The organism is Streptomyces sp. NPDC028419 (genome assembly GCF_055565515.1).
The window spans coordinates 145,712-158,838 of the sequence record NZ_JBVHUE010000021.1 but is presented as its reverse complement, the minus strand read 5'-3'; the positions used below and the strand labels follow the sequence as shown (position 1 = coordinate 158,838).

Annotated in this window: 13 protein-coding genes; 11 read left to right on the top strand and 2 right to left on the bottom strand. The window is 73.2% G+C overall.

The genetic code is table 11. From position 1 onward, the window contains the following. Window positions 1-111 precede the first annotated feature (111 nt). Window positions 112-585, bottom strand: a complete 474-nt coding sequence (locus ACZ4UB_RS24450; protein ID WP_468073142.1) for a DUF1772 domain-containing protein — start codon at window positions 583-585, stop codon at window positions 112-114. Between the two features lie 149 nt (window positions 586-734). Between ACZ4UB_RS24450 and ACZ4UB_RS24445 the strand changes: the two genes are divergently transcribed. Then, window positions 735-1,982 carry an FAD-dependent monooxygenase gene (locus tag ACZ4UB_RS24445; RefSeq protein WP_468073140.1) on the top strand — a complete coding sequence of 416 codons (1,248 nt, stop codon included), beginning with the start codon at window positions 735-737 and terminating at the stop codon, window positions 1,980-1,982. A 66-nt stretch (window positions 1,983-2,048) separates the two neighbouring features. Here ACZ4UB_RS24445 and ACZ4UB_RS24440 read toward each other — a convergent pair whose 3' ends face one another. Continuing rightward, on the bottom strand, window positions 2,049-2,633 hold the full coding sequence (locus ACZ4UB_RS24440) for a TetR/AcrR family transcriptional regulator (protein WP_468073138.1): 585 nt from the start codon (window positions 2,631-2,633) through the stop codon (window positions 2,049-2,051). A 170-nt stretch (window positions 2,634-2,803) separates the two neighbouring features. Here ACZ4UB_RS24440 and fabD point away from each other — a divergent pair, with 170 nt between their 5' ends. From fabD to ACZ4UB_RS24390, 10 genes are all read left to right on the top strand, one after another. After that, the gene (gene fabD / locus ACZ4UB_RS24435; RefSeq protein ID WP_468073136.1) at window positions 2,804-3,775 is read left to right on the top strand and encodes an ACP S-malonyltransferase; all 972 of its coding nucleotides are present in this window, start codon (window positions 2,804-2,806) and stop codon (window positions 3,773-3,775) included. A 64-nt stretch (window positions 3,776-3,839) separates the two neighbouring features. Next, a complete protein-coding gene (locus ACZ4UB_RS24430) occupies window positions 3,840-4,262 on the top strand; it encodes an acyl carrier protein (RefSeq protein WP_351051441.1) in 423 nt (140 codons plus the stop codon). Between the two features lie 112 nt (window positions 4,263-4,374). Beyond that, complete coding sequence (locus ACZ4UB_RS24425) at window positions 4,375-5,142, top strand: SDR family NAD(P)-dependent oxidoreductase (protein WP_385776257.1); 768 nt, start codon at window positions 4,375-4,377, stop codon at window positions 5,140-5,142. A gap of 40 nt (window positions 5,143-5,182) precedes the next feature. Beyond that, the gene (locus ACZ4UB_RS24420) at window positions 5,183-5,635 is read left to right on the top strand and encodes a hotdog family protein (protein WP_330335543.1); all 453 of its coding nucleotides are present in this window, start codon (window positions 5,183-5,185) and stop codon (window positions 5,633-5,635) included. Then, window positions 5,632-6,927 carry a beta-ketoacyl-[acyl-carrier-protein] synthase family protein gene (locus ACZ4UB_RS24415; RefSeq protein WP_468073133.1) on the top strand — a complete coding sequence of 432 codons (1,296 nt, stop codon included), beginning with the start codon at window positions 5,632-5,634 and terminating at the stop codon, window positions 6,925-6,927. Before ACZ4UB_RS24420 ends, ACZ4UB_RS24415 begins: the two co-directional genes overlap by 4 nt. After that, complete coding sequence (locus ACZ4UB_RS24410) at window positions 6,924-7,340, top strand: ApeI family dehydratase (RefSeq protein ID WP_468073131.1); 417 nt, start codon at window positions 6,924-6,926, stop codon at window positions 7,338-7,340. The genes ACZ4UB_RS24415 and ACZ4UB_RS24410 overlap by 4 nt, the downstream gene beginning before the upstream one ends. Beyond that, window positions 7,337-8,626, top strand: coding sequence for a beta-ketoacyl-[acyl-carrier-protein] synthase family protein (locus ACZ4UB_RS24405; protein ID WP_468073129.1), 1,290 nt, complete (start codon window positions 7,337-7,339; stop codon window positions 8,624-8,626). Before ACZ4UB_RS24410 ends, ACZ4UB_RS24405 begins: the two co-directional genes overlap by 4 nt. A gap of 26 nt (window positions 8,627-8,652) precedes the next feature. After that, window positions 8,653-11,016 (top strand): beta-ketoacyl synthase N-terminal-like domain-containing protein, encoded by a 2,364-nt coding sequence (locus tag ACZ4UB_RS24400; RefSeq protein ID WP_468073127.1) that lies wholly within the window; start codon window positions 8,653-8,655, stop codon window positions 11,014-11,016. A 2-nt stretch (window positions 11,017-11,018) separates the two neighbouring features. Beyond that, window positions 11,019-12,161 carry a 3-oxoacyl-ACP synthase III family protein gene (locus tag ACZ4UB_RS24395; protein WP_468073125.1) on the top strand — a complete coding sequence of 381 codons (1,143 nt, stop codon included), beginning with the start codon at window positions 11,019-11,021 and terminating at the stop codon, window positions 12,159-12,161. Window positions 12,162-12,182: 21 nt separating this feature from the next. After that, window positions 12,183-13,082: an ester cyclase gene (locus ACZ4UB_RS24390; RefSeq protein WP_468073123.1), complete on the top strand. Its 900-nt coding sequence runs from the start codon at window positions 12,183-12,185 to the stop codon at window positions 13,080-13,082. Window positions 13,083-13,127 lie beyond the last annotated feature (45 nt).

Here is a 13,127-nt window from a genome sequence, read left to right as displayed (position 1 = left end):
AACAACCACCAACACCCCAAATCGCGCGGAGGGGAGAGGGGCAAGCCAGCCCAAGACCCCCCCCCCCCCCCCCCCCCCCCCCCCCCCCCCCCCCCCCCCCCCACGCGCCTCTCAGGTGGTGGAGAGGACCACGCACATCGCGCCGAGGGCCACCGCCTGGAGCAGCACCCGGACGTTGATCACGCTGTCCCAGGTGCGCTGCAGGCCCCGGGCGTCGGGGGCGACCTTGCACTCCAGGGCGGCGCTGGTCAGCGCCTTGTTCACCGGCACGCTGACCTTGTTGTAGATCGTCAGCCAGATCACCAGGGCCAGCGCCGAGATGCCCGCGGCGATGGACGGCACGGGCTTGCCCTCGAAGCCGGCCAGGCCGGCGGTGGCCACCGTGGAGACCAGGCCCGTGACGCCGGGGACGACCATCCGGGCGTCGCCGAAGCGGTGGGTCTGGCCCATGACGCTGGTGAGGGTCGCGTCGTCGACGTGGGCGAGGGCCGGGCGCTGGACGAGTGCGCCGAAGACGTCGGTGCCGTAGACCACCGCGTTGGCCATGGTGGCGATCACGGCCAGCGTTTGCAGGAGGACTTCCATCACAACCACCTTTGTAGCGACGCTAGATGTTCTGCCGAGACTATCAAGTTCGATGCTTGGAATGCTAGCGTTGACAACTCCACTAGTCCGCCAGGGAGTTCACGACCGGTCCCGGACCGGCCCGGGCAGCCACGAGGAGAGCACACAAGATGGCCATAGGACATGCCCGTCGCATACTCATCGCCGGCGGAGGGATCGGCGGCCTCGCCGCGGCCCTCGCCCTGCAGCAGCGCGGTTTCGAACCCCTCGTCCTGGAGCGGGCCGAGGAACTGCGCGACGGCGGGGCCGGTCTGCACATCTGGACCAACGGCGTCCTCGCGCTGGACTACCTCGGCGTCGCCGAGGAGGTCCTGGAGATCGCCCCCGCCCAGGAGACCGCCCACTTCAGCACCTGGCGCGGAGAGGTCCTCGGCGCCTGGCCGGTGGGCGACTTCGTCGCCCGCTACGGCGCGCCCACCATCGCCGTCGAGCGCTCGGTCCTGCACGGCATCCTGCGCGACGCCCTCCAGGGGGACGTGGTGCGCACCGGCGCCCACGTGGTCGGCTTCGACCAGGACCGCGAGGGGGTCACCGTCCGCTTCGCCGACGGCACCACCGAGCGCGGTGACCTGCTGATCGGCGCCGACGGCATCCACGGGGCCGTCCGGGACGCCATGTTCGGCCCCGCCCGGAACCGCTACAGCGGCTACATCGCCTGGCGCGGCCGGGCCCAGATGGAGCACGCCGACATCCCCCCGGGCACCTTCAACGCCATGTTCGGGCCGGGCACCCGCTTCACCTACTACGACGTGGCCCCGGGGCTGGTCCACTGGATGAGCGTGGCCAACGGCGCGCCCGGTGGACGCGACCTGCCCGGCGTGCGGGACATGCTGCTGCGCCGCCACGCGGGCTGGGGCGGACCGGTCGCCGACATCCTCAAGGCCACCCCCGAGGAGTGGATCCTGCGCGGCGACGTCGAGGGCCGCAAGCCCGAACGCCAGTGGGGCCAGGGCCGGGTCACCCTGCTCGGGGACGCCGCGCACCCCATCACCTTCAACATCGGACAGGGTGCCTGCCAGGCCCTGGAGGACGCCCTCGTGCTCACCGAGCACCTCGCCGGAGCCGGCAGCGACCCGGTCTCGGCGCTGCGCCGCTACGAGAGCGAGCGCCAGCAGCGCACCGCGCCGCTGCAGAACATCGCCTGGCGGATCGGGCAGATGGGCTCCGTGAAGAACCCGCTGCTGATCAAGGCGCGGGAGGCCTTCATGCGCAAGAACTGGAACACGAAGGCCTTCGCCGCGGCCGAACAGGGCCAGGTCGCCTACGGATCCCGCTGGGCCGGACAGACCGGGCGCCACCGCGCCCCCGCCGCCCCGGACCGGACCCCGGCGGCCACGTCCGCACCCGGCGCCGAGTAGGCCCGTACGCCGTCCGTACGCCGTCCGTACGCCACGCCGAGCCCGGGTGGGCGGCCCCGTGCCGCGTCACCCGGGCAGCGCGCGCGCCGTCGCTCCCGCGGGCGGCGGTCCCTCCGCGGGCAGCCCGGACCACAGCGGGTGGCCCGCCGGGAAGCCCGTGCACACCAGCACGTTGACCAGCATCCCGCGCGCCATGAACGCGGTCGTCGCCCCCGGGTCGGCGCCCAGCCGCGCCTCGACCGTCTCCCACACCTCCATCCACCGCGCGCGCACGGCCTCGCCGAGGGACGGGTCGCCCGCGGCCTCCGCGGCCGCGACCGCGACGTACACCTGCATCTGGAGCCGCAGGCGGTCCGGCTCCTTGACGATGACCCGGGTGTAGGCCCGCGACATCGCGCGCAGCGCTTCCTCGCCCGTCAGCCCGCGCGCCGCCTCGGCGAACAGCTCCGCGATGTCGCCGAGGCAGCGGCTCGCCGCCGCCAGGAAGATCGCCCGCTTGCCGGGGAAGAGCCGGAAGAGGTACGGCTGGGACACTCCCGCGCGCCGGGCGATGCTCTCGGTCGACGTGCCGTCGTAGCCTCCCCGCGCGAATTCACGCATGGCCGCCCGGATGACGCTCGTACGCCGTTCCTGTGCGCTCATCCTCACCATGTCGGCCAGTTTGTGGCGGTCCGCATTCCCCGTCAATGGCGGGCCTTCGGCGCCGGTCTAGGTCAATTCGAGGAATGCGCCAGATCGGAGTGCCAGATTCGCAGAGTCGAAAACCGGTCGCCGACGGCTCGATGACCTATCGGCCACAAGTCAGTGAGGTAGGAACGGGGATGATCGACAACCTATTCACGATGTTTCCCGGACAGGGCTCGCAGCGCGCGGGCATGGCGGGACATCTCCTTCGCGAACACCCCCGCACGGCCGGCCGCGTCCTGGCCCGGGCAGAGGCGGCCACGGGGCTTCCGCTGACCGAGCTGTGCACCACGGCCCCCGAAGAGGCCCTGGCGCCGACCGAGATCGCCCAGCCCGCCATCGTCGCCACCAGCCTCGCCGTGTACGAGGTGCTGCGCGCCGAGACCGGCTTCGTACCGGGCGCGGTGGCCGGGCACAGCCTGGGCGAGTACACCGCCCTGATCGCCGCCGGGGTGCTGGACGCGGACGACGCGCTGCGGCTGGTGCGGATCCGCGGCCAGCTGATGGCCGGGGTCTCGCGCGAGGTCTCGGGCGCGATGACCGCGCTGATGGGCCTGGACCCGGCCCGGATCGAAGAGGTCTGTGCGGCGGCCGCCCCGCTCGGGGTGGTCGAGGTCGCCAACTACAACGAGGCGGGCCAGACGGTGATCTCCGGGCAGAGCGCGCCGGTCGCCGAGGCGGCCCGGCTCGCCCTGGAGGCCGGCGCGGAGCGCGCCGTGCAGCTCAAGGTCTCCGCCCCCTTCCACTGCTCGCTGATGAGCGCCATCGAGGACGAGTTCGCCGCCGCGCTGGAGCGGGTCGCCTTCCGCGCACCCCGGGTGCCCGTCATCAGCTCGGTGACCGCCACCGTCGTCCGCGACGGTGCGCACGCCCGTGACCTGCTGCGCCGTCAGCTGGCCGGTCCCGTGCGCTGGGTCGGCGTACTGGAGGCGGCCGCCGCGCTCGGCGTCGGCGGCTACCTCGAGGCCGGTCCCGGCCGGGTGCTCAGCGGCTTCGCCGGCCGCGTCGCGCCCGACGCCCCCGTCCGCAGCACCAACGACGCGCGCCGCATCACCACCCTGCTGCGCGACCTGAGGCCGGAGCCCGCCACCACGGCGGCCGCTGCCTGACCTCCGGCCCCACCCGCACGCCTTCCCGTCCTGTTCTTGCCAACCCTCTGAAAGGCAGCCCACGGTGCCCGAAACCCTTGCCACCACTTCGACCGACTACCTCTCCGCGGTCCAGGCCGCCATCGCCGACGCGCTCGGCATCGACGAGGCCGAGGCCGTGCCCGAGGCGACCCTGCTCGGGCAGCTGGGCGCCGAATCGATCGACCTGCTCGACATCCTCTTCCGCGTGGAGCGCGCCACCAAGGTGAAGATCACCGTGGCCGACATCGCCAACCTGCTCCAGGGCGGCATCCCGGACGAGGAGTTCGGCGACGAGAACGAGGTCGTCAACGACACCGGCCTCACCCACCTGGAGAAGGTCCTGCCGCAGTTCAACCGCAGCCAGCTCAGCGAGCCGCTGACGGCCGAGGGCGTACTGGGCCTCTTCACCGTCCAGAACCTGACCGACCTGCTGACCGAGCGCGCCCGCGCGGCGGCCGCGGCCTAGGTCCACGACCGGCAGGGGGCTCCGGGCCGACGGTGCCCCGGAGCCCCCTGCCGCTCCCTCCCCCTCCAGACCACCAGGCCGCTCGCCTCGCAGCAGAAACGGGAAGAGACAGATGAAGCTGAAGGACCGCACCGCCCTGGTCACCGGTGCCTCGCGCGGCATCGGCCGGGCCATCGCCCTGGCCCTGGCCGAACAGGGGGCGGCCGTCGCAGTCAACTACCGCTCGCGCCGGGAGGACGCCCTCGCGGTGGTCGAGGAGATCGAGGCGGCGGGCGGCCGGGCCGTGGCGATCGGCGCCGACGTCGCCGACCCCGAGGACGCGGCCCGGCTGGTCGCCGAGGCCATCGCTCAGTTGGGCGCCCTGGACATCCTGGTCAACAACGCCGGCATCAGCGACGACGGGCTGATCTACCAGTCCAAGCCCGACGCCTGGTGGAACGTCATGAAGGTCAACTTCGGCGGCGCCTACCACTGCACCCACGCGGTGAGCGAGCAGTTCATGACGGCGGGCAACGCCACCATCGTCAACATCTCCTCCGCCATGGGCGAGACCGGCTGGATCGGCCAGTCCAACTACTCCGCCTCCAAGGGCGCGCTGAACTCCTTCACCCGCGCCGCGGCCATCGAGTTCGCGCGCTTCGGCGTCCGCGTCAACGCGGTCCTGGCCGGCTTCACCCCGACCGAACTGGTGGGCGAGGTGATGGAGAAGGACGGCGGCAGGTCCATCAAGAAGCAGATCCCGCTGCGCCGCTTCGCCACCGTCGAGGAGGTCGCCGCGGCCGCCGTGTTCCTGGCCGGCCCCGACTCCGGCTACACCACCGGCGAACTGCTCTGCGTCGACGGCGGGTTCTCCGCCCAGCTCGGCATCGGCCGTCCGTAACGGACCGCGAGGATCGAAAGGACCGGAAGAAGAGACGACGATGCGATTCCATCTGATCGACAGGATCGAATCCTGGACTCCCCGCGAGCACATCACCGCTCGCAAGGTCACCTCCGTCGACGAGGACTACTGGCAGCACACCGGCGGCGGCCCCGCGATGCCCTTCGGGCTCGCCCTGGAAGCCCTGTGCCAGTCGGCCACCTGGCTGATCATGCTCAGCACCGACCACACGCTGCGCGCCGCGCTCCTCGCCGTCGGCGACGCCACCGCGAGCCGCGCCGTACGGCCCGGCGAGGTGCTCCGCATGGAGGCCAGGATCGAATCGATGACCGACGAGGCCGCGATCCTCGACGGCACGGTCACCGTGGACGGCGAGACCGTCCTGGACGCGAGCGGCATCCTGTGCGCGCTCATCGACGCCGAGCGGCTCGACGACCCGGCGAACACGGCGCGCATGGCGCGGCAGCTACAGGGCGGAGGTCCGGTGGGATGAGCGGTACGAGCGACATCAAGCGCGTGGCCATCACGGGCATCGGGGCGGTCACCCCCCTCGGCAACGACGCCGGGACCACCTGGGAGGGGCTGGCCACCGGGCGCAGCGGCGTCGGTGCGCTGACCACCTTCGACGCGACCGGATTCCCCGTGCGCATCGCGGCCGAGGTCAAGGACTTCGACGCCGCCAAGGCGATTCCGGCGCACGTGGGCCGCAAGCACCTCTCGCGGGTCGGCCAGTTCGGCGTCGCCGCCGCCTGGGAGGCGGTCCGCGACGCGGGCATCGACCAGGTCTCCGAAGAGGTGTACGCCGCCGACGAGCGCGGGGTCGCCATGGGCGCCAGCGTCGGCCGCCCCGAACTCCAGGCCCTCCTCGACATCGGCCACCTGCGCGCCACCAGCGGGCAGTCGGACGCCTTCATCTGCCAGCCCCCGGCGGTCACCCTGACCGACGACCAGAACGTCCCGTTGGCCGCCATGGCCCGGATGGTCGGCGGCACCGGCCCGATGATGGGCATCTCCACCGCCTGCGCCGGCTCCGGGCACGCCATCGGGGAGGCGTACCGCGCCATCCAGGAGGGCGACGCCAAGATGATGGTGGCCGGCGGCTACGACTCGCTGACCACCTGGCTGGACCTGCTCGGCTTCAGCCTGCTGGGCGCGCTCACCGACCGCTACAACGACGACCCGACGCACGCCTCGCGGCCCTTCGCCGCGGACCGCTCCGGCTTCGTCATCGGCGAGGGCGCCGTCGCCGTGATCCTGGAGGACATGGACAGCGCCCGCGCGCGCGGCGCCACCGTCCTCGCCGAGGTCCTCGGCTACGGCTCCAGCCTCAACGCCTGGCGGATCACCGACTCCCCGCCGGACGGCTCCGGCGCCATCCAGGCCATGGAGGGCGCCCTCGCCGAATCGGGCCTGGGCACCGGCGGCATCGACTACGTCGTCGCGCACGGCACCAGCACCCACGGCAACGACCAGTCCGAGACGGTCGCCATCAAGAAGGTGTTCGGCGCCGACGCGCGGAAGATCGTGGTCAGCGCCCCCAAGTCGATGTCGGGCCACCTGACCTCGGCCAGCCTGGGCCTGGGCGTCCTCGCCGCGATCAACGCGATGCGGCACTCCCTGGTCTCGCCGACCGTGAACCTGGACGAGGCCGACCGCGGCCTCGACCTGGACTACGTACCGCACACCGCGCGCCCGATGAAGGTCGACGCGGCCCTGATCAACGCCTTCGCCTTCGGCGGCAGCAACACCGCCATCGTCATCGGCGCCCCGCGGGAGGACGCGTGACCACCTCGCTCGCCACCCCCGTCGTCCCGGGCTTCGACCGGCTGGAGGAACTCGTGCCGGGCGAGCGGGGCGTGGGCATCCGCAACGTGCCGGCCACCCTGGCGGCCTTCGACCACCACTTCCCGCGCCACCCGATCCTGCCGGGCGTCCTGCTCCTGGAGTCCATGGCCACCCTCGCCAAGGCGGTGGCCGGCGGCGACGCCGCCGACTGGCGCCTCGCGGGCGTGCGCGGGGTGCGCTTCAAGCACTTCGTCGGACCCGGCGACCAGGTCCAGATCACCGTCGAGGTGATCGGCCGCACCGAGAACGGCACCGATGTCAGGGCCACCGCCAAGGTCGAGGGCCGTGTGGTCGCCGCCGCTCGCGTCCTCACCCTCGTGAGCGCCGAGAAGCCCTGGGAGGGCACAGCATGAGCGACAACAGGCGGCGCGTGATGGTGACCGGCATCGGCCTGATGACCGGGATCGGACAGGGCGCCGCACCGACCTGGGAGGCCCTGTTGGAGGGCCGCAGCGCGATCGGCCCGCTGCGCGCCTACGACCCGGCCCCGCTGAAGACCGGCATCGGCGCCGAGATCCCCGACTTCCAGCCCACCGAGTGGGCCAGCCGCCGCACCCTGCGGATGCTCTGCCGCGGCGACCAACTCGCCCTGGCCGGCGCCACCTTGGCGCTGCGCGACGCGGGACTCGACGGTGAGAAGGACCTGGGGCACCGGGCCGGCCTCTTCCTGGGCAGCAACAAGGAAATGCCGCGCATGGACGAACTCATCGCCCAGCTCCAGGCCATCCGCGCCGAGGACGGCACCCCCGACCTCCACAAGCTCGGCCAGGAAGCGTCCTCGGTCGTCGCCCCGCTCTTCTTCGTCGAGGGCCTCCAGCCCGCCGCCGGCTTCCACATCTCCGAGAAGTACGGGATCCGCGGCGCCAACGCCTACTTCGCCGGGACCGCCGACTCCGGCGCCATGGCGGTGGGCCGCGCGATGCGCACCGTGCGCCGCGGCGAGGCCGACATCGTGGTCGCCGGCGGCTACGACGACGCCACCGGCTGGTGGGCGATGTCCAAGATGGACGGCCTCGGCGTCCTGACCACCCGCCCCGAACTGGGCGACGCGGCCTTCCGGCCCTTCGACCGCGACCGCTCCGGCTCCGTCTTCGGCGAGGGCGCCGCCCTGCTCGTCCTGGAGGAGCGCGAACACGCGCTCGCCCGGGGCGCCCACTGCTACGCCGAGGTCACCGGCTTCGGCGCGGGCAACGACTGCGTACGACCGCCCAGCCCGCAGGCCCGGGCGCGCGGCCTGTCCCGGGCCATCGGCCGCGCCCTGACCGACGCGGGCGGCATCTTCCCCGACGGCAGCTACATCGCCGCGCACGGCTGCGCCACCGTCCAGGGCGACGCCAGCGAGACCATCGCCCTGCACGACGCGCTCGGTACCTCCGCCAAGGCGGCCCAGATCAGCAGCGTCAAACCGCAGACCGGACACCTGGTCGGCGGCGCCGGGGCCCTGAACGCGGCCGTGGCCGCGCTGACCCTGGACTCCGGGATCATCCCCGCGACCTTGAACCTGGACAACCCCGCCGCCGAGTGTGACCTGGACTACGTCCCGCTCACCCCGCGCGACACCCGGCCCGACAGCGCACTCGCCCTCGCCCGCGGCCTGGAAGGCCAGGCGGTGGCGGTCGCGCTGAGGCGGGTCTCATGACCGGCACACCCGAAAGGAGCGCGGACATGACCGACGACGTGTACGACCACACCACCCCGCCGGACGGCCCGGGCCGCACCCGCACCGTGGTGATCTGCGGCGTCGGCGCCGTGACCGCACAGGGCGACGGCGCCGAGGCGCTGTGGGAGGGCATCCGCACCGGACACACGGCCATCGGCCCGGTCCGCGGCATGTCCATGGTGGGATACGACACCGAGATCGGCGGCGAGGTCAGCACCGACCGCCGCCCCGCCTACGACTACCTGGCCGCCTTCGGCGGGCAGGTCCGCGAACCCGCCGCCGACTTCGCGCTGCTCGCGGCGGAGGAGGCGATGGAGCAGGCGGGCCTGGGCTCGCTGCCCGCCGACCGCTGGGGCGTCGCCTTCGGCTCCTGCAACGGCGGCCTGCGCAGCGCCGAACTGCTCGCCCGCAGAGCGGACGAGGGCACCGCCCCCGAGGACGACGGCCGGCACTTCCTGCTGGTCCCGCCGCAGGCCATAGCCGAGGCGCTGAGCAGCGCCTTCGGCCTCAAGGGCCCCTCCCTGTCGGTGAACACGGCCTGCGCCTCCGGCGCGCACGCCATCGCCCACGCCACCGACGCGATCAGCGCGGGCCGCGCGGACGCCATGCTGGTCGGCGGCTCCGACGCCTTCACCGAGACCGCCTTCGCCGGCTTCACCAGCCTGCAGTCCCTGTCCACCAAGCCCGCCGCGCCCTACTCCCGGGACCGCGACGGCCTCTCGCTCGGCGAGGGCGCGGGCATGCTCGTGCTCGCCGAGGAGTCCGTGGCGCGCGCCGCGGGCGCCCCGATCCTGGCCGAGGTGCTCGGCTACGGGCTCTCCGCCGACGGCTACCACGCCACCGCCCCGCACCCCAAGGGCGAGGGCGCCGCGCGCGCGATCCGCGGCGCGCTGACCTCCGCGGGCATCGCCCCCGAGGACGTCGCCTACGTCAACGGGCACGGCACCGGCACCCCCAAGAACGACTCCGCCGAGTCCAACGCGGTCCGCGCCGCCTTCGGCGAGGCCGCCGAGAAGACCGCGCTCAGCAGCTCCAAGTCGATGATCGGCCACCTCCTCGGCGCCGCGGGGGCGGTCGAGGCGATCGTCACCGTCAAGGCGCTGGTGGAGCAGATCGCCCCGCCCACCGCCAACTTCACCAGTGTCGACCCCAAGTGCGGCCTGGACGCGGTGCCCGACCCCGGGCGCTCGATGGCCATGAACGCCGCCCTGTCCAACAACTTCGGCTTCGCCGGGGCCAACGCCTGCGTCGCCTTCGGCTGGCCCTCCGGGCACCGCTTCACGGTCCCGGCCCCGCCCGCCGCCGAGAAGATCGTGATCACCGGCTTCGCGGCCATCACCTCGGCCGGTGACGGCGCCGACGCGCTCTGGCGGGCCTGGAGCGAGGGCGTACCGCTGGGCGCGGACGAGGGCGGACTGAGCGTCGCCCGCGCCGCGTTCGACCCGCACGCGCACATCGAACCCCGCGTCGCCCGCCGGATGGACCGGATCAGCCAGCTCGCCGTGGCCTCCTGCAAGGGGGCCCTGGAGCACGCGGGCCTGACCGCCGACGAGCGCGTCGGCGTGGTCCTGGGCACGGGGCTGGGCCCGATGCGCAGCATCGAGGAGTTCCTGCTCCCGGTGCTGGGCGGCTGCCCCTCGCACGGCAGCCCGGCAGTCTTCCCCAACACGGTCTTCAACGCGGCCGCGGGCCAGGTCGCCATGAACGTCGGCGCCAAGGGCCCCACCTCCACCGTGACCACCGGGCACGCGGCCGGGGCCTCCGCCCTGACCGTCGCCCACGACCTGCTGCTCCAGCACCGGGCCGACGCGGTGCTGTGCCCCGCGGTCGAGGACCTCTCGCCGGGCGTCCTGGACGCCTACCGCAAGCTGCCGCTCTTCGCCGGATCCGGGTACACCCTGGCCGAGGCGGGCATCGCGCTGGTGCTGGAGCGGGAGTCCACGGCCCGCGCCCGGGGCGCGAAGGTGCTGGCCGAGTTCGCCGGACACGGCACCGCCTCCGACGCCCAGGGCATCGGCCGCTGGGACGACGGGGGCGAGGGCGTGGAGCGGGCCATGCGCGAGGCGCTGGCCCACGCCGGCGTGGAGCCGGCCGAGCTGGCCGGGATCTGGGCCAACGCGGCCGGTCTGGAGCGGGCCGACGCCCCCGAGGCCCTGGCCACCGGCCGCGTCGCCGCGGTCGACGGGCCGCCCGTGCACAGCCCCAAGCGGATCCTGGGCGAGCCGGTCGGCGCGGGTGCGCAACTGGCCGCGCTGCTCGCCGTCACCGGCTGGGACAACGGCCTGGCCAGCGGGCCGGTGCTCATCAACAGCTCCTCCCTCGGCGGCACCCACATCAGCCTCGTCCTGCGTCCCGCAACGGAGAACTGACCATGTCAGCCAGCACCACGACGTCAGCGGGGACCGGGTCCGCCGGTCCCACCCGTCACGTCTCGATCCTCGCCACCGGCGCCCACCTGCCCGGTGACCCCCTCGACAACGACGCCCTGGCCAAGGTCTGCGGGCCGCTGCCGGACGACGTCCTGGAGGGCATCCAGGTCGAGCGCCGCCACTGGCTGATCGACCCGGCCACCGGCGCCCACCGCACCTCCACCTCCGCGATGGCCACCGCGGCCGCCCGCCAGGCCCTGGAGCGGGCCGGCGTGGAGGCCGCCGAGGTCGATCTCATCGTGATGTCCACGGCCAGCCCCGACTACCTGCTGCCGGTCGCCGCGACCTACGTCCAGGAGCAGCTCGGCCTGGAGGACTGCGCGGTCATCGAGGTCCGCGCCGGCTGCGTGGGCGCCGTACAGGCCCTGGACATCGCCCGCCGCCAGCTCGCCGACGGCACCTACACGACCGCGCTGGTCATCGGCTCGGAGGCGGTCTCCCCGCTGCTCGCGCCGATCTTCCTCGACAAGGACCCGTACAAGGTCCGCATGCGCGACCGGCTCACCGTCTACACCTTCGGCGACGGCGCGGGCGCGCTGGTGCTCAAGGCCGGCGAGGAGGGCTCCGCCCACGCGGGCAGCCGGCAGGTCTTCGCGACGCGGTCGATGGGCGGGGCGCGCAAGCCCGGCATGCTGATCACCGGCGGCGGGACCGACGCGCCGCTGCACGAACAGCAGGGGCGCAAGCGGCTGATGGACATCAGCCTCGACATCCCCGGCACCGCGAAGTTCGGGCCGCGGGTCTTCGTCGAGGGCATCCACGACATGCTGCGCCGCTCCGGACTCGCGCTCGCCGACATCGACCACTGCGTGCTGCCCGAGGGCAACGCCGAGTACTTCGCCAGCGAGTACGGCACCGCGGGCCTCTCCGCCGAGGACCAGGCGACGCTCGGCAAGAACATCGTGGAGAACCTCACCGACGTGGGCGCCACCGGTTCCGCCGCCGTACCGCTCGCCCTGGACGCGGGCTGGGCGGACGGCCGGATCACGCCCGGGGACACCGTCCTGCTGCTCGCGATCGAGGCCAGCCGCTACCTGTACGCGGGGCTCACCCTGACCTGGGACGCCCCCACCCCTGCCAAGTGACGACGTAAGGACGGACGGATCGTGTCGATTCAAGAGACGGAGCGCACCGAGGTGGCTACCGGTACCGCAGTGAGCGTCGGGGAGAGCGTCGAGGAGCGGAACAAGAAGACCATCCGCTCGGTCTTCGACACCTTCGTCAACCGGGGCGACTTCTCCATCGTCGACCGGATCTACAGCCCCGACATGATCGACCACCAGCCGCTGCCGGGCGCCCCGGAGGGGCTGGAGGGGGTCAAGTACACCATCGCGGGTCTGCGCGAGGGCTTCCCCGACCTGCACGTCACCATCGAGGACATGAGCGCCGCCGGGGACCACGTGGTCATCCACAACACCTGGCGCGGTACGCACCTGGGCGAGTTCCTGGGCATGCCCGCCACGGGCCAGTTCATCGAGTTCACGGGCGTGGTGGTGTGGCGGCTGCTGGAGAACGGGCTGATCGCCGAGCGCTGGGGCATCGGCGTGGAGTCCAACATGCTGGAGGTGCTCGGCATGCGGCGCCTCGCGCCGGCCGCGCGCGGCGCGGCCAAGGCGGCGGCCCGGCGGACGGTGAAGCCGGCGACCGTGGTGCTGGAGCTGCCCGCGGGGCGGGCGGAGCGCTGGCAGGACGTCCAGGCGCAGCTGTCCGGCGAGCGCCTGCGCGAGTACGAGGCCTCGCGCCGGCGGGCGGGCATCCTGCAGGAGTCCTTCGCCGTGCAGGAGGTGGGCGGACGGTCCGTGGTGGTGCTCCAGCTGGAGGCGCGCGATCCGGCCGGGGCGGCGAAGCGGCTGCGGGAGTCGGGCAACGCCTTCGACGTGTGGCTGCGCGGGGCGGCGGGCGAGGTCTTCGGAGCCGATCCGTACGCGGCGCTGGCCGAGGGCGGGGCCGCCGAGCAGGGGCACGGCTGGTCGTCGGTCGGCTCCGAACTGGTGGCGGGCGGCTGAACACCTGACTCTTCGTCAGGTCTGTTGGCTAGCTTAGGTATTGAC

Bases quoted from the DNA above. Each gene is read 5' to 3' on its own strand.
- ACZ4UB_RS24450 (WP_468073142.1), bottom strand. From the start codon at position 585: ATGGAAGTCCTCCTGCAAACGCTGGCCGTGATCGCCACCATGGCCAAC.
- ACZ4UB_RS24445 (WP_468073140.1), top strand. From the start codon at position 735: ATGGCCATAGGACATGCCCGTCGCATACTCATCGCCGGCGGAGGGATC.
- ACZ4UB_RS24440 (WP_468073138.1), bottom strand. From the start codon at position 2,633: ATGGTGAGGATGAGCGCACAGGAACGGCGTACGAGCGTCATCCGGGCG.
- fabD (WP_468073136.1), top strand. From the start codon at position 2,804: ATGATCGACAACCTATTCACGATGTTTCCCGGACAGGGCTCGCAGCGC.
- ACZ4UB_RS24425 (WP_385776257.1), top strand. From the start codon at position 4,375: ATGAAGCTGAAGGACCGCACCGCCCTGGTCACCGGTGCCTCGCGCGGC.
- ACZ4UB_RS24420 (WP_330335543.1), top strand. From the start codon at position 5,183: ATGCGATTCCATCTGATCGACAGGATCGAATCCTGGACTCCCCGCGAG.
- ACZ4UB_RS24415 (WP_468073133.1), top strand. From the start codon at position 5,632: ATGAGCGGTACGAGCGACATCAAGCGCGTGGCCATCACGGGCATCGGG.
- ACZ4UB_RS24405 (WP_468073129.1), top strand. From the start codon at position 7,337: ATGAGCGACAACAGGCGGCGCGTGATGGTGACCGGCATCGGCCTGATG.
- ACZ4UB_RS24400 (WP_468073127.1), top strand. From the start codon at position 8,653: ATGACCGACGACGTGTACGACCACACCACCCCGCCGGACGGCCCGGGC.
- ACZ4UB_RS24395 (WP_468073125.1), top strand. From the start codon at position 11,019: ATGTCAGCCAGCACCACGACGTCAGCGGGGACCGGGTCCGCCGGTCCC.